General features: G+C 72.6%; 24 protein-coding genes. 15 read left to right on the forward strand and 9 right to left on the reverse strand.

Annotation, left to right across the window (positions count from 1 at the left end; genetic code table 11):
- Together AB0M80_RS32090 and AB0M80_RS32095 are read left to right on the forward strand one after the other, a co-directional pair.
- Positions 1-1,215 (forward strand): PAS domain S-box protein (locus AB0M80_RS32090; RefSeq protein ID WP_364572426.1); only part of this gene is annotated, 1,215 nt, incomplete at its 5' end.
- Positions 1,212-1,592, forward strand: coding sequence for a response regulator transcription factor (locus tag AB0M80_RS32095; RefSeq protein ID WP_364572428.1), 381 nt, complete (start codon positions 1,212-1,214; stop codon positions 1,590-1,592). The genes AB0M80_RS32090 and AB0M80_RS32095, both read left to right, overlap by 4 nt.
- A gap of 4 nt (positions 1,593-1,596) precedes the next feature.
- Here the strand turns inward: AB0M80_RS32095 and AB0M80_RS32100 are convergent, their stop codons facing one another.
- Positions 1,597-1,989, reverse strand: coding sequence for an STAS domain-containing protein (locus AB0M80_RS32100; protein ID WP_364572430.1), 393 nt, complete (start codon positions 1,987-1,989; stop codon positions 1,597-1,599).
- A 311-nt stretch (positions 1,990-2,300) separates the two neighbouring features.
- Here AB0M80_RS32100 and AB0M80_RS32105 point away from each other — a divergent pair, with 311 nt between their 5' ends.
- On the forward strand, positions 2,301-4,868 hold the full coding sequence (locus AB0M80_RS32105) for a hypothetical protein (RefSeq protein WP_364572432.1): 2,568 nt from the start codon (positions 2,301-2,303) through the stop codon (positions 4,866-4,868).
- On the opposite strand, the gene AB0M80_RS32110 is transcribed toward AB0M80_RS32105, so the two are convergent.
- Complete coding sequence (locus AB0M80_RS32110) at positions 4,865-6,310, reverse strand: phenylacetate--CoA ligase family protein (protein WP_364572433.1); 1,446 nt, start codon at positions 6,308-6,310, stop codon at positions 4,865-4,867. The genes AB0M80_RS32105 and AB0M80_RS32110 overlap by 4 nt on opposite strands.
- A 28-nt stretch (positions 6,311-6,338) precedes the next feature.
- Here AB0M80_RS32110 and AB0M80_RS32115 point away from each other — a divergent pair, with 28 nt between their 5' ends.
- From AB0M80_RS32115 to AB0M80_RS32155, 9 genes are all read left to right on the forward strand, one after another.
- Entirely contained in the window at positions 6,339-6,827 is a 489-nt protein-coding gene (locus tag AB0M80_RS32115) for a MarR family transcriptional regulator (protein ID WP_364572434.1), read from the forward strand.
- Positions 6,828-7,171: 344 nt separating this feature from the next.
- On the forward strand, positions 7,172-8,416 hold the full coding sequence (locus AB0M80_RS32120; RefSeq protein WP_364572435.1) for a hypothetical protein: 1,245 nt from the start codon (positions 7,172-7,174) through the stop codon (positions 8,414-8,416).
- Between the two features lie 116 nt (positions 8,417-8,532).
- Entirely contained in the window at positions 8,533-8,826 is a 294-nt protein-coding gene (locus tag AB0M80_RS32125) for a DUF1883 domain-containing protein (protein ID WP_364572436.1), read from the forward strand.
- Positions 8,827-8,926: 100 nt separating this feature from the next.
- The gene (locus AB0M80_RS32130) at positions 8,927-9,403 is read left to right on the forward strand and encodes an MSMEG_6728 family protein (RefSeq protein WP_364572438.1); all 477 of its coding nucleotides are present in this window, start codon (positions 8,927-8,929) and stop codon (positions 9,401-9,403) included.
- Positions 9,404-9,561: 158 nt separating this feature from the next.
- Positions 9,562-12,108: a DUF5127 domain-containing protein gene (locus AB0M80_RS32135; RefSeq protein WP_364572440.1), complete on the forward strand. Its 2,547-nt coding sequence runs from the start codon at positions 9,562-9,564 to the stop codon at positions 12,106-12,108.
- 24 nt (positions 12,109-12,132) lie between these two features.
- Positions 12,133-13,281, forward strand: a complete 1,149-nt coding sequence (locus AB0M80_RS32140) for a type III PLP-dependent enzyme (protein WP_364572442.1) — start codon at positions 12,133-12,135, stop codon at positions 13,279-13,281.
- Positions 13,274-13,633 (forward strand): adenosylmethionine decarboxylase, encoded by a 360-nt coding sequence (gene speD / locus AB0M80_RS32145; protein WP_364572444.1) that lies wholly within the window; start codon positions 13,274-13,276, stop codon positions 13,631-13,633. Before AB0M80_RS32140 ends, speD begins: the two co-directional genes overlap by 8 nt.
- Positions 13,633-14,505 carry a spermidine synthase gene (locus AB0M80_RS32150; RefSeq protein WP_364572446.1) on the forward strand — a complete coding sequence of 291 codons (873 nt, stop codon included), beginning with the start codon at positions 13,633-13,635 and terminating at the stop codon, positions 14,503-14,505. Before speD ends, AB0M80_RS32150 begins: the two co-directional genes overlap by 1 nt.
- A 210-nt stretch (positions 14,506-14,715) precedes the next feature.
- Positions 14,716-15,315 carry a DUF4360 domain-containing protein gene (locus AB0M80_RS32155; protein ID WP_364572447.1) on the forward strand — a complete coding sequence of 200 codons (600 nt, stop codon included), beginning with the start codon at positions 14,716-14,718 and terminating at the stop codon, positions 15,313-15,315.
- A gap of 68 nt (positions 15,316-15,383) precedes the next feature.
- On the opposite strand, the gene AB0M80_RS32160 is transcribed toward AB0M80_RS32155, so the two are convergent.
- The 3 genes from AB0M80_RS32160 to AB0M80_RS32170 form a co-directional block, all read right to left on the reverse strand.
- A complete protein-coding gene (locus AB0M80_RS32160; protein WP_364572449.1) occupies positions 15,384-15,815 on the reverse strand; it encodes a hypothetical protein in 432 nt (143 codons plus the stop codon).
- Between the two features lie 128 nt (positions 15,816-15,943).
- Entirely contained in the window at positions 15,944-16,066 is a 123-nt protein-coding gene (locus AB0M80_RS32165; protein WP_364572451.1) for a hypothetical protein, read from the reverse strand.
- A gap of 29 nt (positions 16,067-16,095) precedes the next feature.
- On the reverse strand, positions 16,096-16,530 hold the full coding sequence (locus AB0M80_RS32170; RefSeq protein ID WP_364572453.1) for a MarR family transcriptional regulator: 435 nt from the start codon (positions 16,528-16,530) through the stop codon (positions 16,096-16,098).
- Between the two features lie 74 nt (positions 16,531-16,604).
- On the opposite strand from AB0M80_RS32170, the gene AB0M80_RS32175 reads away from it, so the two are divergent.
- Positions 16,605-18,668, forward strand: coding sequence for an MMPL family transporter (locus tag AB0M80_RS32175; RefSeq protein ID WP_364572455.1), 2,064 nt, complete (start codon positions 16,605-16,607; stop codon positions 18,666-18,668).
- A 139-nt stretch (positions 18,669-18,807) separates the two neighbouring features.
- On the opposite strand, the gene AB0M80_RS32180 is transcribed toward AB0M80_RS32175, so the two are convergent.
- The 4 genes from AB0M80_RS32180 to AB0M80_RS32195 all read right to left on the reverse strand — a co-directional run bounded on the left by AB0M80_RS32180 (position 18,808) and on the right by AB0M80_RS32195 (position 21,111).
- The gene (locus AB0M80_RS32180) at positions 18,808-19,206 is read right to left on the reverse strand and encodes an ATP-binding protein (RefSeq protein ID WP_364572457.1); all 399 of its coding nucleotides are present in this window, start codon (positions 19,204-19,206) and stop codon (positions 18,808-18,810) included.
- Positions 19,207-19,298: 92 nt separating this feature from the next.
- Positions 19,299-19,574 carry a hypothetical protein gene (locus AB0M80_RS32185; protein WP_364572459.1) on the reverse strand — a complete coding sequence of 92 codons (276 nt, stop codon included), beginning with the start codon at positions 19,572-19,574 and terminating at the stop codon, positions 19,299-19,301.
- A 100-nt stretch (positions 19,575-19,674) separates the two neighbouring features.
- The gene (locus AB0M80_RS32190) at positions 19,675-20,841 is read right to left on the reverse strand and encodes a VanZ family protein (protein ID WP_364572461.1); all 1,167 of its coding nucleotides are present in this window, start codon (positions 20,839-20,841) and stop codon (positions 19,675-19,677) included.
- A gap of 75 nt (positions 20,842-20,916) precedes the next feature.
- Positions 20,917-21,111, reverse strand: a complete 195-nt coding sequence (locus AB0M80_RS32195) for an antitoxin (RefSeq protein WP_364572463.1) — start codon at positions 21,109-21,111, stop codon at positions 20,917-20,919.
- A gap of 424 nt (positions 21,112-21,535) precedes the next feature.
- Here AB0M80_RS32195 and AB0M80_RS32200 point away from each other — a divergent pair, with 424 nt between their 5' ends.
- Together AB0M80_RS32200 and AB0M80_RS32205 are read left to right on the forward strand one after the other, a co-directional pair.
- Complete coding sequence (locus AB0M80_RS32200; protein ID WP_364572464.1) at positions 21,536-23,251, forward strand: sulfatase; 1,716 nt, start codon at positions 21,536-21,538, stop codon at positions 23,249-23,251.
- Positions 23,252-23,722: 471 nt separating this feature from the next.
- Positions 23,723-24,850, forward strand: coding sequence for a S1 family peptidase (locus AB0M80_RS32205; RefSeq protein ID WP_364572466.1), 1,128 nt, complete (start codon positions 23,723-23,725; stop codon positions 24,848-24,850).
- Positions 24,851-24,890 lie beyond the last annotated feature (40 nt).

Raw genomic sequence — 24,890 nt, forward strand, 5'->3', positions numbered from 1 at the left:
GTCGCGGTCGAGGAGGGGCGGCTGGAGGACGAGGGGTGGCGGGTGCGCAAGGACGGCACCCGGTTCTGGGCGAACGTGGTGATCACGGCGTTGTTCGATGAGCAGGGCGAGTTGCGCGGGTTCGGGAAGGTCACCCGAGACGTGACCGAACGCCGCGCGGCCGAGCTGGCGTTGCGGGAGAGCGAAGAGCGGTTCCGCCTGCTCGTGCAGAGCGTTCAGGATTACGGGATTTTCATGCTGGACACCGAGGGCCGGATTTCGAGCTGGAACGCGGGGGCGGAGCGGATCAAGGGGTGGTCGGCGGGGGAGATCATCGGGCAGCATTTTTCGGTGTTCTACCCGGCTGAGGACGTGGCGGCGGGGAAGCCGGCGTGGGAGCTGGAGGTCGCGGTCGAGGAGGGGCGGCTGGAGGACGAGGGGTGGCGGGTGCGCAAGGACGGCACCCGGTTCTGGGCGAACGTGGTGATCACGGCGTTGTTCGACGAGCAGGGCGAGTTGCAGGGGTTCGGGAAGGTCACCCGAGACATGACCGAACGCCGCAACGCCGAGCAGGCCCTGCGCGAACGCCGCCGGCTGGTCGGGCACCTCGTGGAAGCGCAGGAGGTGGAGCGGCGCCGGATCGCCTGGGACGTCCACGACGAGTCGATCCAGTCCATGGTGGCCGTCGGCATGCGCCTGCAGCTGCTCGCCTCCCGGCTGCCGGAACCGCACGCGAGCGCGGTCGGCGGCCTCGACGAGTCGGTCGGTGCCGCGATCGCCCGGCTGCGCGACCTGGTGTCCCGGCTGCGGCCGCCGGAGCTCGACCGGCACGGGCTGGTGGAGGCGGTGTCGGCCTACACCGACGACGTCGCGGGCCGGTGGGGGCTGACGGCTTCGGTGCGGGACGAGCTCACCGCCGAGCCGTCCCCCGAGGCGGCGATCACCGTGTACCGGATCTGCCAGGAAGCGCTCAGCAACGTCCACAAGCACGCGCGGGCCACCCGGATCGAGGTCACGCTGTCCACAGTGGACGGTGGGACCCTGGTGCGGATCACCGACGACGGCGTCGGCACGGCCGGGGGCGACGCCGGCGCGGGCCACTTCGGGCTGGTCGAGATGCACGAACGCGCCGAAGCGGCGCACGGCTGGCTTTCGGTGCGCAGCACGCCCGGCGAGGGCACGGTCGTCGAGTTCTGGCTGCCGATGCTGCCCGACGCGACGGGACTCGAACGGTGACCGAGCTGCGGGTGCTGATCTCCGACGACGACGTGATGATCCGCGACGTCCTGAAGGAGGTGCTCGACTCCGAGTCGGACATCGCCGTGGTCGCCGTCGCCGGTGACGCCGACGAGGCGATCCGGCTCGCCGAGCGGCACCGGCCCGCGGTCGCCGTCCTCGACGTCCGGATGCCGGGCGGCGGCGGGGCCAGAGCGGCGCGCGAGATCGCCCGGCGCAGCCCGGACACCGCCATCCTGGCGTTCTCCGCCTACGCCGACCGGGCCTCGATCGCCGGGCTCGCCGCGGCCGGCGTCACCGAGTACCTGGTGAAGGGCGCACCGAACACGGCGATCGTCGACGCCGTCCGGCGGCTGGGGCGTCAGTCGGCCGGGTGAGCGGTCACCGGATCGGGCGGACGTTCGCGACGCTGTCGAAGCCCGCCGGGAGCAACGTGAACAGCCGCCGCACCGCGCGGGACCCTCCGGCGTCCACGGTGAGGTGGGCTCCGGCCGTGTCGGCGAGCAGCCGGGCGCGCAGCAGCGAGTTCAGCCCGGCGACGGAGAAGAACGTGACGCCGGAGAGGTCGATGGCGATCTCGTCGACCTGGCTGCGGATGCGGGCCTGCAGGACTTCGTCCAAGCGGCGGGCCGTGCTGAGGTCGATCTCGCCGGTCACCTCGACGAGGACGGTGTGCGGTTCGGGGCGGCGCACGCGCAGCGACATGTGGCCGCCGGCGCTCATCCAATCGGTGGTGGTGAGCTCGTGGTCGGCCGGGCGCGGTTCGGGAACCATCGCGGCACACCCTTTCGTCGGGCAGCTTCCTCGGGCAGCGGGGCAGGCCGGACGTTCGCGGGACGGGGTGCCGAAAGTGGCAGCCTGCCGGCCCGGGCGCGGAACGTCCGGCAGCGGCTGACGGCTCAACCGTGAAACTTCAGCATAGTGCATTTGCACTAGGTGGACCACCGGGGTGTGACGGAGGCGGATTTCCGGGTGCCGGCGGGCGGTGCGCAGCCCACGCCCGGGTCATCGCCGAACGCCCGGATCACGGGCCGTAACGAAACGCACTCCCTCCGCGAGTAATCTGACACGAGGGGGTGATCGATGTGTCCGCGTGGCGACTCGGCGGCTTCGACCAGGCCGAACTGCCCGCCGCCCACCGGATCCGGTGGTGGCTGGCGGCGGTGGCGGCCGGGCTGGTCGCGACCGGCTTCGCCGTCGTGCCCTACCTGCCGTTCTTCCAGAACTGGACCTTCGTCCGGGACCCGAAGGTCGCCAGTGTCATCACCTGGACCGTCCTCCAGACGTCCGTCGTGCTCATCTCCGCCGTGCTCACGCTGTACTTCGTCGGCAAGGCGCGCCTGGAAGCCGCCGCGTACCGGGCCAACCAGATCGACATCCGGGTGTTCGCCGACGAACGGCCCGAAGGCAGCCACGACCGCGAAATCGACTCCGCCGTCGAGCTGACCGCCACCTTCAAGCGGTTCCTCAACGACTCCCGCCTCTACACCCCGACGCCGGTCCCGGGCGCCGGCAGTTCCTACGACTTCCTCCAGATCGTCGAGCACGCCGGCGACTCCGCGGACGGCTGGTGGAAGGCCGTCACCAAGCTGATCCGGCTCGCCCAGCCCCCGGCCGCGTTCACCGTCACCGGCACCGTCCGGCCCGGCAACACCCCCGGCCGCCACCAGCTCATCCTGGAACTCGTCCGCGTCCCGCGCTTCGCCGCGAGCCCGCTGGTGATCGAGGACGCGAACTGGCCGCGCGTGCTGCACCGCGCCGCGAACGCCGTCGCCGCGCTGGTCATCCCGCGCAGCGCGTACGTCCGCACGAACATCCACTGGGCCGCCTGGCGCGGCGCGAAGATCCCGTACGAGCTCTTCGACGCCTACCAGCGCGCCAACCACTTCATCGCCTACCGCCGCTACGACGAAGCTCTCGCCGAGTACTACCGGGCGCTCAGCCTCGACCCGGCCAACGTCTACATCAGGCTGGAGATCGCCGCCCTGCAGGAACAGCTCGACCTGCACCTCGACGCGCTCGCCACCTACGACGACGTGATCACCCTGTGCAGCCGCGGGCACCCGGAGCTGGCCCGCTGGTGGATCGGCCCTGACTTCGCGCGCCAGCCCCGCCACGCCGGCCGCGGCCGCGACGTCGCCCTGCTCATCGCCCGCTACCGGCACGCGCTCGTCCTCGGCCACGGCGATTCCGTGGCCGGGTCCTGGTGGGTGCGGCGCACCACCGCGGGCGTCCCCGGCGACGCGCGGGCGCAGCGCCGCGCCGAACTGCGGGCGGCGCTGGAGCTGCGCTTCCGCCGTTACGTCGACCTCGACGTCCGGACGCGCCCGTACGCGATCCCCCGGGAGAAGCGGCTCGAGCTGCACCGGCGCGTGCTGCGCGTGCCGGTCGAGGAACTGCTCGTCCACGAGGCGACACCGGCGCAGCTGGCCGAGTACAACCAGCGCGCGGCGGAGATGCGGTCGTACTTCGGCGCGCTGTCGCAGTACGAAATCGAACGGCTCATCGAGGACTACCGCCGGTTCCGCCGCCGCTGGCGGCGCAGCTGGCAGCAGCTGACGAACCGGGCCCTCGACCTGTCCCTGGTCTGGTCGGTGCTGCGGCGCGCGATGGCGGACGTCGAGCCGGTCACCGGCGCGGTGCCCGAGCCCCAGCCGGCCTACCCCGGCAGCCGCGTCCGGCTGGCCGACGTCTGCCCGGACCGGCGCTGGCCGCCGGACCCGCGAGCGCTCGACGACACCGTCGAAGCCGCCGGGCGCCGCCGGTCGTGGGAGGAGTGCTACAACGCGGCGAGCGTGTACGCGGTCGCGATGCTCGAAGTCGGCCCGCGCGGCGAACGCGACCTGCGCGACCGCGCACGCAACCCGCGTCTGGTCGGCGAGGCGCGGGACGAGGTGGCCCGCCGCGCGGTCCGCGAGCTCTACCACGCGGCGACGATCAGCCACAGCGGACGGCTGCCGGAGCGCCGTTCCTGGGTGATGGGGGAGGACCCCGACCTCGTGGCGCTGCGCGGTCACGAGCTGTTCCGCGTCTTCGAGATGGTGACGTTCTCCCCGGACCGCGCCGCGCCGCTGCGGCCGCAGCGCGCCCACGTCTGGGAACAGGTCAGCTACGTCCGCCGGCTCGTCGCCGAGATCGCCGGCTGCCGCGCGCACTTCTGGCGCGTCCACGCCCTCGACCCCGGTCCGGCCCCGGACGGCCGCACCCTCGACCGCTGGCGCTCGGCCGACCGCGACGCCTGGCGGAAACTGGCGAGGCTGGCCGCCGGGAAACAGGACTGGTACACGCGCTACCAGGCGATCTGCGCGTTCCGCGAGTGGTCGGCCGAGTCCGGCTACCCGGGCTCGATCGCCGGGTTCCCGCTCTACTCCGAGGACCGCCTGCACGCCGAGCTGCGCGGCGCGGCCGGCCCGCGCGCGAAGACCGGCCTCGACGCGAACATCGTGGTGCGGGAGTACGTGCGGCTCTGTGATCGCCGGCTCGACCACCTGATCGCCGACATCGCCGAGCTCACCGAGCAGTCCGTGATCGACGACTTCGCGGGCTGCGCCGAACTGTGGGCGGCCCTGTGTTCGTGGTTCGACGACGACATCGCCGACGGCTCGTCCGCCGACGAGCGCCGCGAACGGTTCCGCAAACTGGCCCGGCCCTAGGCCGGCCGCGTGTAGCGGTGCTTGACCCCGACCGGGAAGTACCCGGGATCACCCGCCGGGCGCAGGACGACGTCGGGCAGCTGCCGCTCCGGCGGGACGTAGTGCGCGAACTCGCTGTTGAGCCGCACCAGCTGCGCGCGCACGGCCGCCGCGATCCCGGCCGCGTCGGCGGTCGCGCCCGGGGCCGTCTCGACCGTGATGCGCAGCCGCCGGTCGCGGTCGGCGTCCTCGACCGACTCGATGACGAACTTGCCGGTCACGGTGTCGCTGATGCCGGGCTGCTCCAGGCCCACGGTCACGTTCTCCGGGTAGATGTTCGCGCCGAAGAACGACACCGTGAACAGCGAGCGGCCGAACACGTACACGAACGGCAGTTCCGGACCAGGCGGCGGCGTGAAGCCGTGCCGGGCGCAGTGGGCGAGCAGCTCGGCGTGCGGCAGGATCCCGCCCTCGTCGGCGATGTGGTAGCGGATCAGCGGGATGCCGCCGTCCGCGGTGAAGACGAGCGTGCCCTCGTGCACCTCGAAGAAGCGGCTCGCCGGGTCGTACTGCACCAGCGTCGGCAGCCGTGCGTCGCCGAAGACTTCGCGCGCCAGCTCCGGGCGGCCGGCCAGGAACCGGCGGATGCCCGCCGACAGCGGGGTTTCGGTGCCGAGCACCCCCGCGTCGGCCGTGCCGTACAGCGACGCGACGTCGCGGACCGGGTCGGCGATCCCGGCGCGCCGGGCCACCAGCTCGCGCCACTGCTCGCTGAACACCTCGCCGGCCAGCACCAGCTTGATCGCGTACGCGGGCCAGTCGACGCCCTCGGCGAGCCCGGTGTCGACGACGTCCTTGACGAACGGCGGGTAGCCCAGCAGCACCACCTGGTCGAAGTGCGGCGCGAGCTCGGGCAGCACCCGCAGGATCTCCGCCTTGTTGTTGCCCGGCGCCACGACGGTGATCGGGCAGCCCTTGGCCGCGAGGTGGCGCACGCACGCCGTGGTGAACAGCCCGCCCACCCAGGTGCCGAGCGGGAAGCAGACGACGGCGAGGGTGCTGCGCCGGTCGGCGCCGAAGGCGTGCACCAGCACCTGCTCGAACCGCCGGGCCACGTGCAGCTCGTCTTCGAGGGCACGCGGCCAGATGGTCGGGCGGCCGCTGGAGCCGGAGGAGACGGCGATCATGTCGAGCTCGTCGAACGTGCCGTCGCGGCACAGCTCGGGCAGCGGGTACTTCCGGTGGTAGCCGGCCTTGTCCACCGGCGGCAGCTTCCGGAAATCGGCCATCGTCACGACGCTTTCCGGCTCGATCCCGTGCTCCTGCAGGAACTTCCGGTACGCGGGGACGGTCTCGGCGGTGCGGTGGAAGAGGTCGAGGACGTGATCGCCGGACGGCGGTTCCGGGTCCCCGAAAAACGAGTCGAGCGCCTGCCGCACGCGGGTCTGCCGGCCGAGGTCCATGATCGGAGCATAGTGGCGGGCCCGTGCCATGATGGGCGCCGTGAGCACCTCCGCCCAGGAGTACCCCGCCGGCCCGCCGTTGACCCTCTACCTGGTCAAACGGCTCGAGCTGGTGATCAGGGCGCTGCTCGACGACGCCCTGCGGCCGCTCGGGCTCACCACGCTGCAGTACACGGCGCTGACCGTGCTCGAAGCCAGCGGCGCGCTGTCCTCGGCGCAGCTGGCCCGCCGCTCCTTCCTGCGCCCGCAGACCATGCACGAAATGGTGCTGACGCTGGAAAAGCGCGGGCTGATCGCCCGCACGCCGAAGGCGGACAACAAGCGGGTCCTGCTGGCCGGTCTCACCGACGCCGGACGCGCGTTGCTGGCCGGTTGCGCGCCCGCGGTCGCCGAGGTCGAACACGCGCTGCTGGCCGACCTGTCCCCGGGCCAGCGCACGACGTTCCGCGAAGGGCTCCAGCACGGCGTCACGGCGCTCGGCGCGCTCTCCGGACAGCGCCGCGCTCAAGAAGCCTGATTTCGGCGGACGCACCCCGCGCCCGGCGGCTAGTCCAGCGGTTTCACCCGCCTGGAGTCTTCAGTCACGTTCGCCGACACCGAAGGACTAGGCCGGACGAGTGGAAGCGCCGGACGGCCCGTAGCGGGGGTGTGATTAGCGGCGTTGAAGGGTACGTCCCATGCCTGCTCTAAGTGTGGAGGTTCGCCGACGTGACCCGGGCTCGCAACGTGGGCGGCGCACCAGCCGCCGCGCGGCGGCTGCTGGTACTGGCGGGGGCCGTGGCGGGCCTCTGGCTGGTGTCGTGGCTGACGTCCGGCGACGCCGACGCGGCGACCCCGGGCCCGCCGGATCCGATCGGCGTGGTGGTCGGCACGCTGAAGCCGGCGGACCACGCGGCCCGTCCTGCTGCGGCTGAAGTGGTGGGGCGGGGCAAGGAACGGGCTGCCCCGCACGCCGCGCGATCGAGTGCCGCTGATGTCGTGCCGCCGGTCGTGGCTGAGCGGGTTTCGCGAACAGCGCGTGTTGCGGCGCCGATCGCCGAGCCCGTGGGGCGTGCTGCGAAGGCGCCGGTGGCCGCGAGCGCTGCCACAGTCGTGGCGCCGGTGTCGCAGGTGGTGCGTTCCGCCGTGCCGGTGCTCGAGCCGATATCGGGCGCTGCGAAGGCGGCGGTGTCGCCGGTGGCCGCGAGCGCTACCGCAGTCGTGGCGCCGGTGTCGCGGGTGGTGCGTTCGGCCGTGCCGGTGCTCGAGCCGATATCGGGCGCTGCGAAGGCGGTGCTTTCGCCCGTGACCGCGAGCGCTGCCACAGTCGTGGCGCCGGTGTCGCGGGTGGTGCGTTCGGCCGTGCCGGTGCTCGAGCCGATATCGGGCACTACGCAGGCGGTGCTCACCCCGGTGACCCAGACCGCCACCACGGTCGTCAAGCCGGTGGCGCAGCTTCTGCGCTCCGCCGATCCGCTGGTCTCCGTCGTTGCCCGGCCGGTCGCCGGCCTCGTTGGTCCGCTGGCCGGTGTCGTCAGACCGGTGACCGCGCACCTCGTCGGACCGGTGCTCGAGGCCGCTTCCCCCGTCCTGACCGATCTCCTCACTCCCGTGGCCGGCGTTGTCGCTCCCGTCGTCGATGGGGTCGGCCGGCCCATCGTGGCGCCGGTGGGCGATGTCGTCGGGCCGCCCGTGGCCGGCTCCGTCGTCCCGCCCGCCCGTGGTGCGGCCGGCACTCCGCCGCTGTCCCGGAAGTTCATCCCCACCGCGTCCGCAGAGCCGGTGACGGCGACGGCGGTGGTCGCCTCCACCAGCCCGGCCCGGCCGGTCGCGCCCGGCCCGGCCTGTGCCGGGACCACCGCCGCCGCCGGCGAGCAGCGCGGCGGCGCGGTGGCGGCTCAGCACGCCCGGCCGCGGCTCGGCGGTCACGTTCCCGGGGATGCCCCGGCTCCGGCGCACCCCCGGGCGCCCGTGTCGCCCGATGTCGCCTCCGGCACCGGTTCCACGATCCCGCCCGCCTTCCTGACCGCCGGCCACGCATCGCACGGCTTCCAGGCGGCCACGCGGGCGCACGAGACCTTCCTGCCGCTGTGGCGGCCCTGCGAACCGGGCACCGGCCCCGGCTAGGCACGTCCCGATCTTCCGCTCCCGTCGTGTGCTCCGCGGCGCGTTCCGCGCTGCCCGCGACCGCAGAAATCGAACCGGAAAACCACGCGTGGAAGAGGGACGAAATGGAAGCGAGCGTGTTCGACCTGGGAAAGGTGCGAAGAGACGCGGTGGTCACCGTCCGCCTGGACGCCATGGCCAACGTCAGGCTGCTGACCGCGGTCAACTTCCAGGCCTACCGGCGCCGGCAGTACTACCGGATGCACGGCGGGGTGGCCACCGCACCGATGTTCAAGATCCACATCCCGGCCAACGCCCACTGGTTCCTGGTGATCGACGTCGAGGGCCTCGAAGCCCGGCCCCTGCGCGCCCGGGTGAGCGTCGAACCGGAAGCGGCCGACACCTGCCGTGGGCGCACCGGTCTCCGGTGACCGCCACCGCCCCCTTCGCGGCCCCGATCTCGCGGTCGGAGCCGCGAAGGGCGGCCGATCTTCCCGCATCGGCGGGCGGGTGCCGGGGTATCCGGCCCGGATGCAGACGTTCCTCCCGTGTGCCGACTTCACCGCCAGCGCCCGCGCGCTCGACCGCCGCCGCCTCGGCAAGCAGCGCGTGGAGGCGCTGCAGGTGCTGCGCGCGCTCGTCATCCCCGGCTACGGCTGGCGCCACCACCCGGCGGCGAAGATGTGGACGGGGTACGAAGAGGCGTTGACGCGCTACGGCCTCGAGGTGTGCGCGGTGTGGTGCGAACTGGGCGCGGCGGACACGTGTGCGGTGAAACTGACCGACGAGTTCACCCGGTCGGTGGGCGGTGCCGACATCCGGACGCAAGCCGAACTCACCGCCGCCGGTGAACTGCCGCCCTGGCTGGGGGACGAAGCGCTCCACCGCAGTCACCAGTCGGCGCTGGTGCGGAAGGACCCGGATCACTACGCGGCGCTGTTCCCCGGGGTGCCGTCGGACCTGCCTTACGTGTGGCCGCCGTCGGACCGGCCGAAGCGCGTCGCCTGAGAGCAGCGGCCCGAAACCGGCACCGGACCTGCGGTCGCACTGGTCCGCACCTTGCGGCCGCACCGACCTTCGGCGGATTTACAACGTTGTACCAACGATGTAAAAGTGACCCTGCGTTGTTCGCCGCCCGGCTCGCACGCCGTTGGAAGGGGCCACCGATGTCCTCCCGAGAACGCGATCACCTCACCCGCCGCGACCTGCTCCGGCTCGCCGGGGGCACGGCCGCCGCCGTCGCCGCCGCACTCTGGCTGCCCGGGACCGCCGCTGCGGGCACCTTCAGCCCGATCCGGCCGCCCGCCACCCCGCTGATCGTCCGCTCCCCGTACCTGTCCACCTGGCAGCCCGCCGACAACCTCCCCGGCACCTGGGCCGGCTTCTGGACCGGCCACATCACGGCGATGTGCGGTCTCGCACGCATCGACGGTGCCGCCTACGTCTTCGCCGGGGCACCCGCCTTGCCGTCCGGGCCGGCCCTCACCCCGATGACGCAGGTCAGCCTGCAGGTCACCGGCACCCGCTCGACCTACGTCCTGACCGGCGGCGGGGTGAACCTCACCGTCACGTTCTTCTCCCCGGTCGACCCGGCGAACCTGCAGCGCCAGTGCGTGCCGTTCGGCTACGTGACCATCCAGGCCGCCAGCGCCGACGGCCGCGCGCACGCCGTCGACCTGCACTTCGACACCTCCGCCGAGTGGGTGCACGGCAACACCGCCACCCCGGTCACCTGGACGCAGCAGCAATCGAACGGCTACACGCTGCTCAGCTGCACCCCGGCAAGCCCGGGTGTGCTGCAGGAGAACGGCGACCAGGCGAGCTGGGGCTCGCTCGTGCTGGCCGCACCGGCGTCCGGAGTCAGCTGGCAGATCGGGCAGGACACCGTCGTGCGTGCCGCCTCCGCCGGCCAAGGCGGGCTGCCGAACACGAGCGACACCGCCCAGCCGCGCGCGATCAACGACCGCTGGCCGGTGCTGGCCTTCAACAGGAACCTCGGCACGATCCCGGCCGGTGGCACGTCGGCGCCGTTCACGCTCTCGATCGGGCACGTCCGCACACCCGCGGTCCGCTACCTCGGCACCGAGCTGCGGCCGTGGTGGACGCACTACTGGGGCAGCTGGCAGGACATGGCCGTGTGGTTCGCGAACGACTACGCCGCCGCGCTGTCGGCCGCGACCGCGATCGACCAGCGCCTGCACGACGACGCCGTCGCCGCGGCGGGCGGTGGCAGCACGGGGGAGCACTACGCCGGGATCTGCGCGCTCGCCCTGCGCCAGGCGTTCGGCGGCACCGAGCTGGTCGACCGGGGCGGCGCGCCCTGGGCGTTCCTCAAGGAGACCTCCTCCAACGGCAACATGTCCACAGTGGACGTCACCTATCCCGCGTTCCCGGCCTACCTCTACTCCTCGCCCGCCTACCTGCGGCTGTTGCTGGAGCCGTTGCTCGACTACGCCGAGCGCGGCGGCTGGCCGATGCCGTTCGCCGAGCACGACCTCGGCACCCACTACCCGGACGCGACCGGGCACAACGACGGCAACGAAGAGAGCATGCCGGTCGAGGAGTCGGCCAACCTGCTGATCATGGCCGCCGCGCTGGTGCAGCGGCTCCCGTCGGCCGACGCCGTGGCCTTCGCGAACGCCCACTACCGGATCCTGCGGCAGTGGGCCGAGTACCTGGTCGCCAACACCCTCGACCCCGGCTTCCAGAACCAGACCGACGACTTCACCGGGTTCATCGCGCACAGCGCGAACCTCGCGCTGAAGGGCATCGTCGGCGTCGGCGCGATGGGGATCATCGCCGCCGCGACCGGCAACACCGCCGACGCCCAGCGGTACCGGTCGACCTCGCGCAGCTACATCAGCCAGTGGGTGACCCTCGCGCAGGACTCGTCGAACCAGCACCTCAAGCTGGCCTACGACCAGCCGGGCACCTGGAGCCTGAAGTACAACGGCTTCGCCGACCGCGTACTCGGTCTCGACCTGGTCCCGCTGGGTGTCGCGGCGCAGGAAGCCGCCTGGTACCAGGCCCGGGCGGGCGCCCACGGCGTGCTGCTCGACCCACGCAACAACTACACGAAGGCCGACTGGGAGCTGTGGACCGCGGCGTGGCTCACCGACCAGCCGAACATCCGGAACACGCTGGTCGAAGGCGTCTACAGCTACGCGAACACCACTCCGCAGCGCGTGCCGTTCAGCGACTGGTACGTCGTCGCCGACGCCACCCAGCGCGGCTTCCAGGCCCGCCCGGTCGCCGGTGGCTACCTGGCGCTGCTGACGCGCCCGGCCGCGTCGACGACCGGGTGGCGGAAGCTCCAGAACCAGCGGTCGGGCAAGGTGCTCGCCGTCTCGAACATGTCGCTGGCCGACATGGCCGAGGTGACGCAGTGGTCGGACAACGGCACCGCCGACCACCTCTGGACCGTGGTGGACAACGGGGACGGCACCGTGCGGATCGTCAACCGCAACAGCGGCAAGGTCCTCGCCGTGCACGACCAGAGCCTCGACAACGGCGCCCACGTCCAGCAGTACCGCGACAACGGCACGCCCGACCACGACTGGCGGATCGTCGACGCGGGCGGCGGCTGGTCGAAGGTCGTCAACGTCCGCAGCGGCAAGGTGCTGGCGGTCGACCAGCAGTCCACGGCGGACGGTGCCCAGGTGACCCAGTGGGACGACAACGGGACGCCGGACCACCTGTGGCGGTTCGCCTGACCGCCGTTTGCGACACTGGCGCCCGTGTGCGCCGACTTCACCCGGATCCGCCGGTACCTCGAGGAGCGGGACCCGCCGACGCCGTGCCTGGTCGTCGACACCGACGTCGTCGCGGCCCGGGCGCGGGAGTTCGGCGCGGCGTTCCCCGGCGCGCTGATCCGGTACGCGGTCAAGGCCAACCCGGCGCCACCGGTGCTCGACGCGCTGGTGGCGGCCGGGATCGGCTTCGACGTCGCCGGGCCCGCCGAGCTCGAGCTGTGCCTCGAGCGCGGCGCCGGCCCGGCGGACCTCGCCTACGGCAACCCGATCAAGAAACCCCGGGACATCGCCTTCGCGTTCGAACGCGGGGTCCGGGAGTTCACTTCCGACGCTCCCGGCGACGTCGACCACTTGGGCGAGTACGCGCCGGGTTCGGCCGTGTCGATCCGCGTCGTGCTCGACGCGCCGGACTCGGCGACGCCGTTCGGCCGGAAGTTCGGCTGCGCTCCGGCCGAGGCCCTCGACCTGGTGCTGCGTGCGGCCGAGCGGGGGCTGCGGCCCGGCATCGCCTTCCACGTCGGCTCGCAGCAGCCGGACGTCACCGCCTGGGAGATCGGCATCGCCACGGCGGCGAAGCTGTTCGGCGAAGCCGCGGCGCACGGCGTGCCGATGACCCGGCTCAACCTCGGTGGCGGCTTCGCGACCGCCCACCGCACCGCCGTCCCGCCGCTGGCCGCCTACGCGGCGACGATCGAGTCGGCGCTGGCGATGTCCTTCCCGGCGGGCCGGCCGGAGCTGCTGCTGGAGCCCGGCCGGGTGCTCGTCGCGGACGCCGGCCTGTTGCGGACCGAGGTCGTGCTGGTGGCGCACCGGGACGAGCGACGCTGGGTGTACCTCGACATCGGTCGCTACAACGGCCTCGCCGAGGCCGAGAACGAAGCGATCGCCTACCGGTTCGAACCGGTGGACGAGCACGACGGCCCCGGCGGCCCGGTGGTGCTCGCCGGGCCGACCTGCGACGGCGACGACGTGCTCTACCAGCGGACGCCGTACGAGCTGCCCCGGTCGCTGCGCACCGGCGACCGGCTCGACCTGCCGGGCACCGGGGCCTACACCGCGAGCTACGCGTCGGTGGGGTTCAACGGGATCGAGCCGCTGCGCACGCACTGCATCGGCCGGTGGGGCGATGTCTGACGTCGGCCGGTTCACCGGCCGGCACGTGCTCGCCGAGCTGCACGGCGTCGACCCGGCCCTGCTCGACGACCCCGTCCGCCTCGGGGAGCTGCTCCGGGCGGCGGTGACGCAGGCGGGGGCGACGGTCCTCGACGTCGTGGCGCAGCGGTTCGCGCCGCAGGGCGCCACGGTGATCGCGCTGCTGGCCGAGTCGCACGCGTCGGTGCACACCTACCCGGAACACGGGTCCCTCTTCGCCGACGTGTTCACCTGCGGGGAACGCGCCGATCCCGAGCACGCCCTGCGGTTGCTGGCCACTTCGCTGAACGCCGCTTCGGTCCACCTGTCGGTCCTCCACCGGGGAGAACGCTGATGCCCCTGATCCACGAACCGGTCGGTCCCGGCCTCACCCGCGTCTGGGAGGTCGGCGACGTGCGGTTCCACGCGCGCACGCCCTACCAGGAGGTGCTGATCGGAACGACCGCGCAAGGGGTTTCGCTGTTCTGCGACGGCGAGCGCCAGAGCACCGAGGCGAGCCAGCTGGTGTACCACGAAGCGCTGATGGTGCCCGCTCTCCTGCTGGCCGAGCGGGTGCGGCGGGTGCTCGTCATCGGGTCGAGCGAGGGCGTCGCGTCCGAGCTGGCGGTAGCCGCGGGTGCTGCGCACGTCGACCACGTCGACATCGACTCCGAAGCCGTGCGCGCCTGCGCGGAGCACCTGCCCTACGGCTACACCCCGGCCGGCCTCGCCCGGGCCGAGCGCGGGGACGGGCCAGTCCGGGTGTCCTATGAGGACGGCTGGGCGTTCCTGGCCGCGGCCGGAAGGCGGGGCGAGACCTACGACGTGGTCGTGATCGACCTGCCGGACGAAAACACTGACGCGGACGCGCAGCACAATCGCTTGTACGGCACGGATTTCCTCGCCCGCTGCGCCCGGCTGCTGGCCCCCGGCGGGGTGGTGACCGGCCAGGCCGGCTGCCCGACGTTGTGGCGCAACGAGACGCTGCGCGCGGCGTGGCCGCGGTTCCGCGAGGTGTTTCCGACGGTGCTGTACTTCGGTTCCGACGAGCACGAGTGGGCCTTCCTGACCGGCCGCGTGGACCGGGTCGCGGACCCGGGCGCGCTGGTGGCGCGGCGGTTCGCGGAGCGGGGGAGCGGCGCCGCGACGCTGGACGCCGAAGCGCTGCTCGGTGGCTGCACCCCGCCGTATTCGCTCCGGCACGGCGGTGGCCCGAACCAGTCTTGACCTTGGATTCCGCGAATATCGGACCCCGGCCGAGGAGAAATAGCGGGAAATGGATTTCCCGTCATCCGGCATGTCGTGTTACTCCGTTCAGTGGCCGTCGAAAAGGTTTCGATTGCGCTACGATCCTCTCCGCGCGCCGATCATCATCACCACCAGGCACCGTGGCCCATTTGGAGGAGCGTCATGCTCGGTATTTCGGTCGTAGCCGCAATGACTCTGTCCACCCTCGCCGCACCCGTCGATTTTTCGGCGGCGTCGGCTCCGGCCGAAAAAATCACGCTCGACATCAAGACCATCAACGGCTCCGGCTGCCCGGCGGGCACGGCCACCGCGTCGGCCGACGTCGCGTCCGACAACACGTCGTTCACGGTGCACTACACGAACTTCACCGCGAAGTCCGGTGGTGGCGCGTCGGCGCTCGAAGCCCGGAAGAACTGCCAGATCAACGTGGTCGTCCACGTGCCGCAGGGATTCACGTACGCGATCGCCGAGGCGGAGTACCGCGGCTTCGCGCACATCGAGAGCGGGGCCAGCGCCCTCGAGCAGGCCAACTACTACTTCACCGGGACCGCGCCGACCGCCCGTGAGCGGCACACCTTCCCGGGTCCGTTCCACGGCGTGTGGCGGGCCACCGACACCACCGAGGTGGCCGAGCTGGTGTTCGCGCCGTGCGGAGAGAGCCGCAACCTGAACATCAATGCGGAACTGCGGGCGGACGCGGGCACGTCGTCCGGCCTGAGTTACATCGAAATGGATTCCGAACACGCGAGCGTGGACACGATTTACCACTTCGCGTGGAAGACCTGCTGAATTCGCGGCTATTTCGACGGCGCCCGCTCACCGGAACCCCGGCCGGTGAGCGGGTTTGCCGTACCGCCTCAGACGTGGGTGACCAGCAGGGTCACGCCCGCCTCGCCGCCGCAGTCGACGAACACGGGCCCGACGCCGTTCCCGATGTGGCCGGCCACATTCGCCTTGGCCACGAACCGATCCGGTCCGGATTCCAGGATCCGGATGTTCTCCAGGGCCGGCCGGTCGGGAAACCCGCCGAGCACGGACTTCAGGCCGGTGCCGCCGCCGCAGTTCCCGGTGATGGTCACTTCTTGGCCCCGCCGGGTGGTCGGGTTCGGGCTCACCTGCACGGTGGCCCGCGCGCCCTTCGGCGGCTGATTCGCGTTCGTCATCGTCCCCTCCGTGGATCCCTGGCCCGCCGACGCGCCGCCGGCGATCCCGATGCTCGCCGCCGTCACCAGCCCGGCCGCGAGGGCCAGACCGGTGACCGTGCGGGTGGATTTCGTGGTGCCACGCATGGTGTTCTCCTCCCTTGAACCCGGTTCCTGCACGCCGGGGCTGCCCAGTCGGTCGCCGACGGGGGTGGTCGGGGTTCTCTCGGGAGGAGAGTGAGACGTGGATCACATGAGGGGGGTGGCGGCCTGCGTCAGCGGCGGACCGGGCGGCGTTCGGCTTCGGCGGTGCGCACCAGGCTGCATCGTCGCTCGAACCGCTCCATCAGCACGGTAGCGATCAGGACGGCCACTGGGGTGCTCACCGCGATCCACATGAAGAAAAGCTACCCAGCTCCGTGGGCTCTCAATCGCCCGCGGACAGCCGGGTGACCAGATCCAGCAGCCCGGCGCGGAACGAGCCGTCGTCGCCGAGGTCGCCGAGCACGGCGGGCTCGGCGCGGACGGCCTGCTCGTGCACGGCCCGGCCGCCCGCGGTCAGCCGGGTCAGCTGGCGGCGGCCGTCGGCCGGGTCCGCGGCCCGGGTGACGAACCCGGCCTTGGCCAGGCGGTCGAGCGTGCGGCTCATCGTCTGGTCCGTCACCTGGCAGCGCTGGGCGAGCGTCCGCTGGGGCAGGGGCCCGTCGCGCAGGAGGTGCAACGCGATGAGCCCCGCGTGGGTCAGTCCCATGCCGTCGAGCACGGCCGCCCAGCGCTGCTCCACCAGCCGCGCGGCCACGGCCAGCAACCGGCCCGTGGGCCAGGTGCTCAGGTCGGGGTCGGGGTTTGTGCTCACCGTCACTCCGGGTCGTCGTGCAGAATGTTCAGCTTGCTGAACAATTGGGCGTGTTCGCCCTCGAAAGGACCTTAGCGACCATGAACGAGAACCCGCGCCGCCTCCGCTGGCTGATCCCGGCCCTCCTGGTGATCGCCTGGCTGGGGCTGGGCGGGTTCGGCGGGCCGTTCGCCGGGAAGCTCAGCGAGGTCGCGAAGAACGACAATGCCGCCTTCCTGCCGCGCTCGGCCGAAGCCACCGAGGTCTCCGACGAGCAGAAGACGTTCAGCGCACGCCAGGTGCTGCCCGCGACCGTCGTCGCCGAGCGCACGAGCGGCCTGACCGCGGACGACCGCCGGTTCCTCGAGGCGAAGGCGCGGGAACTGGGCAGCGTGCCCGGGGTGGCCGGCCCGCTCGGCGAGCCGCAGCGGGCACCGCGGGACGACCAGGCTGTGCAGCTCGCCGTGCCGGTCTTCGCCGACGGCAACCCCGCCGACGTCGTCAAGGAGGTCCGGGCCCGCCTCGGCGGGGCCCCGGCCGGGCTGACCGTGCTCGTCACCGGGCCGGCCGGGCAGATCGCCGACCTGGTGACGGCGTTCGGCGGCATCGACGGCATCCTGCTGCTCGTCGCCGGCGGCGTCGTCGCGCTGATCCTCGTCGCGGTCTACCGCAGCCCGCTGCTGCCGTTCCTGGTGCTGCTCTCGGCGGTGTTCGCGCTCGGGCTCGCCAGCCTCGTCGTCTACCTGCTCGCGAAACACGACGTCCTCGCGCTCAACGGCCAGAGCCAGGGCATCCTCTCGATCCTCGTCTTCGGCGCGGCGACCGACTACGCGCTCCTGCTCGTCGCGCGGTTCCGCGAGCAGCTGCGCGACACCCCGAGCCGGTTCGACGCCCTGAAACTCGCCTGGCGCGCGACGCTCGAACCGATCGCCGCTTCGGCGGGCACCGTCGTGCTCGGCGTGCTGTGCCTGCTGTTCAGCGACCTCAACTCGAACAAGGGGCTCGGCCCGGTCGCGGCGATCGGCATCGGCGCCGCGCTGCTGGCGTCCACCACGTTCCTGCCCGCCGCGCTGGCCCTGTGCGGGCGCGGTGCGTTCTGGCCGTTCAAGCCGGCGCTGGGCTCGCCGCACCCGGAGACCGCGGGGATCTGGGGGCGGATCGCGCGCCTGGTCGGCCGCCGCCCGCGCACGGTCTGGGTGGTGACGGCGCTCGTGCTCGGCATCGGCGTCGCGTTCCTGCCGCAGCTCAAGGCGTCCGGCACCGCGCAGTCCGACGTCTTCCTCACCGAGGTCGAATCCGGGACGGGGCAGGAGATCCTGGGCAGGCACTTCCCCGGCGGCCTCGGCGCGCCCGCGATCACGATCGCCGACGCCGGCGCGCTGCCGGCCGTGCTGAAGGCGTCCGCAACAGACGGGGTGGCGCAGTCGGTCCCGCTGCCCGGCCCCGACGGCCGCCCCAAGGTGGCCGGCGGCCGGGTGCAGATCCTGTCCGTGCTGACCGATCCGGCGGACTCGGAAGCGGCGGTCGCGACCGTCGGCAGGCTGCGCGCCGCCGTGCACGCGGTGCCCGGCGCGAACGCGAAGGTCGGCGGCCCGACGGCGATCCAGCTCGACACGCAGGAGACGTCCAAGAGCGACCGCGCGCTGATCATCCCGATCGTGCTGCTGGTGATCTTCCTGGTGCTGGCCCTGCTGCTGCGGTCGCTGCTGGCGCCGTTGCTGCTGATCGCCACCGTGGTGCTGTCGTTCGCGGCGACGATGGGCGTCTCGGCGCTGGTGTTCAACCACGTTCTCGGCTTCCCCGGTGCGGACCCGGTGGTGCCGCTGTTCGGGTTCGTCTTCCTGGTGGCACTGGGGATCGACTACAACATCTTCCTGATGACCCGCGTCCGCGAAGAGGCGCTGACCCGCGGAACGCGGGAGGGCACCCTGCGCGGGCTGTCGCTGACCGGCGGGGTCATCACCTCGGCCGGCGTCGTGCTCGCGGCGACGTTCTCCGCGCTCGCCGTGATCCCGATCCTGTTCCTGGCGCAGATCGCGTTCATCGTCGCCTTCGGGGTCCTGCTGGACACCCTGCTGGTGCGCTCGCTGCTGGTACCCGCGCTGACCGTCGACGTCGGGCGCCGCATCTGGTGGCCGTCGAAGCCGGCACGGCGGGAGGCTTAGCCGGGCGTCCTGCCTTGTCGGCTCGACGCCTCCGGTAGTTGTTCGAGTTCGGCGGGGAACAGCAGGCGGGCGGCCTCGTTGAGCGGCCGTTCAGCCCCTGGTGCCGTCGATCGCGACGGCGAGCGCGGGGCGCGCCGGGTCAGCCACAGGCGCTCGCAGGATCGGGGTCGGTGGCCAGCTCCGCCCACAGGGTCTTGCCGCTGGGCCGGCGCAGCTGGCCCCAGGCCGCGGCGCAGCGTTCCACCAGCAGGAGCCCGCGTCCGCCGTGGTCGGACGGCGCCCGGCGCCGGGCGGGCTCGCCCCCGCTGTCGTCGACCTCGATCCGCAGCTTGGCGGCACCGGGCAACAGCCGCACGTGGTAGGGCGCACGGCCGTGGCGCAGCGCGTTCGACGTCAGCTCGTCCACCACCATGACCGCGGTGCCGACCACGTTCGCCGGGAAGCCGCGCAGGACCGTCCGGACCCAGTGGCGGACCCGGGCCAGCTCGGACAGTTCGGGGGAGATGCCGATTTCGTGCCGGACAAATCGGAGTTTCACGTCCGCCTCCTTCGCCGTGCCGGCCTCCGCGGGGAGGCCCTCCCCTTCTTGATGCCCGGAACCGGGCCCGCCGACACCGGAATCGGGGGTCGTCATGGCACAACCCGGGAAGCTTCGACCGCTTCACGAGCGGGGCGCACGGGCATGAGGTCGCCGAGGCCGAGCAGGGCGATGGGCCGGGTCACGGCCGACACGACGGCGAGCCGGCCGCCCGGCGCGTCCACCCGGCGAGCCGGCGGGACCGGCAGGCAGCCGGCGTCGCGGAACCGCATCTCGGCCAGGTCCAGGACGACCCGCGCGGCGCCGGGATCCGCCGGGAGCGGGTCCGCGGAGGACCGCTGCCGGGGCCGCGCTGCGTCGGTGGTCATGACCAGCTCCAGAATGGGGATTCGGGACACGAGCTGGCGGCTCAACCCGTTCCGCACGCAATCTACCAGCGCTGTCGACCACGGGCAGCGTGGTGTCCGCTCACCGTCCTTTGAGGACTTCCTCCGGCTGGGCGGGTGCCGGCACCGGTGCCGCGGTGGCCGGGGGCACGACGGCGACGTTGACGGTGCGGGTCAGCCGTTCGTAGGGCGCCCGGTGCTCGTCGTCGAGCAGCACGGCCAGCGGCGTCCAGATGCCCACCACGAACACCGACGCGGCCAGCGCGACGGGCAGGAGCAGCTGCTCGGGGTGATTTCCCAGGTCCCAGCGGTCCAGGTCCAGCAGCAGCCAGGTGAGCCACAGCGGCGAGAGCAGGACGCCGTTGCGGACCAGCAGCGCCACCGGTCCGGCCCGGCGGCCGCCCCGGCGCGCCACCCGCAGGAGCATCGCCCGCTTGCCGGGCGTCGACCCGGTCACGGCGGGCAGCACCACGAACCACACGAGGGCGAGGATGACGACCGGGGTGTCGCGGTGGCGCAGGTCCTCGCCGAACAGCGTCAGCAGGCCGAAGAGGAACCCGAGCAGCGCGGCGAACCCGAGCAGGTCGGTGGCCAGCGCGAACAGCCGCCGGGTGAAGGTGACCTTCGTGGCGTAGCGGCGCCGCTCGTGCTCCGGTTCCGGAGACGGGAGGAGCCGGCCGAGCGGGCCGGCCAGCAGCCAGCCCGCGACGACGCCCGCAGTGTTGAGCAGCAGGTCGTCGACGCTGAAGAGCCGGTACGGGCACGGGTAGACGAACCACAGGCCGGTCAGCTGCGTCAGTTCGAAGAACAGCGACGCGCCGAAGCCGATCAGGGTCGCGGGCAGCAGCCGCATCCGCTGGGCGTACCGGAAGTAGAACCCGAGCGGCACCAGCATCACGACGTTGAGCGCCGTGGTCCAGACCGCCGGGTTGTGCAGCAGCGCACCGGGGCTCCAGTGGCCGCGGGCCCGCTGGGAAACGACCTCGACGAAGTAGAAGGGCCGCAACTGCGGTGAGCTGGCGTAGGTGTGGCCCGTGCAGTAGCCGGGGTCGGCGGGCAGCGGCAGGACCGTCTGCATCGCGATCGCCAGCAGGTAGAACAGGAAGGCGTAGAAGACGAACGTCGGCCACCCGCCGGCGCGGCCGCGGCGGCGGTAGCTGACGAAGGCGGCCGGGAGCATGACGGCCAGCGCGACGAGCGGGAAGAGGAGGAGGGCAGTCCGGACGGGGACGAGGTAGGTGGCGACCACGGAGCCGGTGGTACCCAGCCGCGGGGGAGGCGAAGCGTGCTTCCCCCGGACGGCTGGGCGATCACCGGCCCGGGCTCACTGAGGAGGCGGCTCCTGCTGGCCGCCGCCCTGCTTGCGCAGGAACTCCTTCGCCTTGTCCGACCCCTGGTCGATCTTGTCGGCGTGGTCGCCGAAGCGCTGCTTGGCGGCTTCGGCCGCCTTGTCGACCCCCTGGTCGGCCTGGTCCGGGTGCTTCCCGAGCGCTTCCTTCGCCTTGTCGAACAGATTCATCGGTGGGCCTCCGTTCGGAATCCGAGCTGCGGACCCCCCGAGGAGACCACCAGTGGCCCGGGCCCGCAACGCTCCTTCACCTGTCCCGGGGGTTCCGCGGGTTTTCGCGGGTGAAAGGCGGTGTGCGGGGTTTGAGGCGGGCTCGTCCGGGTAGGCCCGGTTCCTTCCCGGTGCGTGCCCGGGTCGGTACCTCGAACGCCGACGGACGGCCGCAGTCGCCGGGGCCACGCCGCCGCCGGAACCGGACGCCGAGCGGCTGATCGTCGGAGATCGTCCCGGAAAAGCAGTCCCTCTGGCCGCCGTCGGCGTGAGGGACCCGGCGGCGCGTGAACCGCGCGCCGCCGCGGCCCGTATATCCGGTGACGATCGCCGCCCCGCCGCAGGGGCCGGCGATCACCACCGTGCACCCGACGTGAGGCTCGCCATGGTTGGAAACATCGGTCTGCCCCTGGTGCGGCGCGCCCGCCGCCGCACCCCGGTTCCGGGGGCGGCGGCCCTGCCCGACTTCGGGCTGCCGCGGCCGGGCCGGCGGCGCCACGTCGTCGCGAGCCGGATCCTCACCGTGCTGGCCGCGCTGCTCGTGCTGTTCGGGCTCCTCGCCCCGGACGACCTCAACTCGTTCTCCGTCGGGGCGCTCGTGCGCGTGCCGGTCGAAGGGCTCGTCGTCGCCGCGTTCATGCTGGTCCTGCCGCCGCGGGCGCGCCGCGTCGCCGCGGTGGCCGTCGGCCTGGGGCTGGGGCTGCTCACCCTGATGAAGGCCCTCGACACCGGGTTCTACGCCACCCTCGAGAAGCCGTTCGACCCGATCTACGACTGGAGCTTCTTCCACGCCGGGGTCGAGTTCCTCGCCGGGCAGATCGGGGACGCGGCCACCGCCGCCGCGCTCGCCGGCGCCGGGCTGCTCGCGATCGCCGTCGTGGTGTTCATGGTCCTCGCGATGCTGCGGCTGAGCCGGGTCGCCGCCGGACGGCGGACCGGGGCGACCCGCGTCGTGGCCGTGCTCGGGGTGATCTGGATCGTCTGCTCGGTGTTCGGCGTGGAGCTCGCGCCGGGACAGCCGGTCGCCGCGCAGAGCGCCGCGGCGCTGGCCTACGGCGACCTGCGCCAGGTCGGCGCCGACCTGCGGGACCAGCGGCCGTTCGGGGAGGTGGCCGCCGAAGACGCGTTCCGGGCCACCCCGGGCGCCCAGTTGCTGACCGGGCTGCGCGGCAAGAACGTCGTGCTGACCTTCGTGGAGAGCTACGGCCGGATCGCGCTCGACGACCCGGCCTTCGGGGCGAAGATCGGCGCGACGCTCGACACGGGCACCGCCGAGCTGCGCGCGGCGGGCATCGGCGCGAAGAGCGCGTTCCTGTCGTCCTCGACGTTCGGCGGCGGCAGCTGGCTGGCGCACTCGACCGTGCAGTCGGGGATGTGGATCGACAACCAGCAGCGGTACAACGACCTGCTCGCCAGTGACCGGCTGACCCTCGGCGGGGCGTTCCAGCGGGCGGGCTGGCGCACCGTCTGGGACGTGCCCGCGCACACCAAGGACTGGCCGGAAGGGCAGAAGTTCTACCACCCGGACGCCTACTACGACGCCCGCTCGATCGGTTACCACGGGCCCGGCTTCGCCTACGCCACCATGCCCGACCAGTTCACGTTCTCGATGCTGCAGCGCACCGAGCTCGCGAAGGCCGGGCAGCGGCCGGTGATGGCCGAGGTCGACCTCGTCTCCAGCCACGCACCGTGGTCGCCGCGGCCCTGGCTGGTCGACTGGAACCAGGTCGGCGACGGCTCGGTCTTCGCGCCGATGCCCGCGGCGGGCGAAGCGCCGGAATCGGTCTGGCAGGACCCGGCGAAGATCCGGGACGCCTACCGCGACGCCACCGACTACTCCCTGAAGACGCTGATCTCGTTCGTGCAGCACTACGGCGGCGACGACCTCGTGCTGGTGTTCCTCGGCGACCACCAGCCGCCGGTGGTCACCCCGCAGGGCGCGGTCCACGACGTGCCGATCACCATCGTGGCCAAGGACCCGAAGGTGCTGGACCGGATCGCCGGCTGGGGCTGGCAGGACGGCCTCCACCCGGGCGCGCAGGCGCCGGTCTGGAAGATGGACTCCTTCCGCGACCGCTTCCTCACCGCCTTCGCCCGCTGACCGTCCTGTTCGGACCCGCGGACACTCGGACTCCCGCGCCGCGTGTCGTGGGGGTGCCGGGCGGCGGAGCCCGAGCTGGACCCAGGGGCGTGTGCGGGTGCTCTCCGGGCTGCGGGCAAGGCCGTTCGCGTCCGCGAAGCGGCCGCCGAGGGACTGCCGGGCACGTCCGGTGCCCGGCAGTCCCTCGCTCGGGTCGCCGCGGCCGGGAGCCGTGTTCTACTTGGTTCAGACCTTTCTGCGACGCTGCGGGATTGCTCCGGTGGCGGCACGGGCGCGGACGAGCCGATGGCCGGTCCGCGCCCCTGTCGTGCGCAAGAAACCCTTGCATGTCAGCGAGTTGCGTCCATCCCTCCAAAGTGGACGCTGAAAATTCCGGACAGGATACCGGACAAAATCTGGACCTGGCCCGGGTGCCGCCCGCACACTCGAGGCGACGGTGTGTTTCTTTCCCCCGGCCTTGGAGGAGTTCCCATGCGTCGAAGAATCGCCCTGGCTCTCGGCGGCGTCGCCGTCCTCACCGCGTCGCTCGCTTCCGCCTCCCTCACCCCCGCTGCCGCCCAGGCCTCGCCCGGGCTCATCGCCGCCATGCAGCGGGACCTCGGGCTCACCGCCACCCAGGCGTCGGCCCGGCTCACCCAGGAAATGTCCGCCGCCCGGGTGCTGCCCGCCGCGCAGCGGGCCGCCGGCACCGCGTTCGGCGGCGCGTGGTTCGACCCGGCGCTGGGCAAGCTCGTCGTCGGCGTGACCGATCCGGCCGCGGCCGCCGCCGTCCGGCAGGCCGGGGCCGAACCCACGGCCGCCCGGACCAGCGCGGCGAAGCTCGACGCCGCGAAAGCCGCGATCGACGCGTCGGCCAAGGCGGACCCCGCGCCCGCCGCCGTCAGCGGCTGGCGCGCCGATCCGCGGGCCGGCAGCGTCGTGGTCACCCTGCGGCCCGGTGCGCACGGTGCCGACGTCGACGCCTTCCTGGCCCGGGCGGCGAAGGCCGGCCCGGTCACGGTGGCGACCGCACCGGCCGCCGAGCCGTTCTCGGCCGGCACCGTCGGCGGCGACCCGTACTACATCAACGGCAACACCCGCTGCTCGATCGGCTTCTCCGTGCAGGGCGGGTTCGTCAGCGCCGGGCACTGCGGCGGCGCGGGCAGCTCGGTCGTCGGCTGGGACGGCTCGGCGATGGGCAGCTTCGCCGGTTCTTCCTTCCCCGGCAACGACTACTCGTTCATCCGCATCGGCAACGGCTGGTGGACCGCGCCGGTCGTGCTCGGCTGGGGCACGGTGAGCGACGCGCTCGTCCGCGGGTCCTGGGTCGCGCCGGTCGGCACGTCGGTGTGCCGCTCGGGCTCGACCACGCACTGGCACTGCGGCACGGTGCTGGGCCAGAACGAGACGGTCAACTACGCCCAGGGCGCGGTCTACCAGATGACCCGCACCAACGTCTGCGCCGAGCCCGGCGACTCCGGCGGCTCGTTCATCACCGGTGACCAGGCCCAGGGCGTCACCTCCGGTGGCTGGGGCAACTGCGGCTCCGGCGGGGAAACGTGGTTCCAGCCGGTGAACGAGATCCTGCAGACCTACGGCCTGTCACTCGTCACGGCGTGACCGTTCCGGCGGCGGCCGATGAATCCGGCGGCCGCCGCCG

This window comes from Amycolatopsis sp. NPDC051045 (assembly GCF_040682955.1).
Taxonomy (GTDB): domain Bacteria; phylum Actinomycetota; class Actinomycetes; order Mycobacteriales; family Pseudonocardiaceae; genus Amycolatopsis.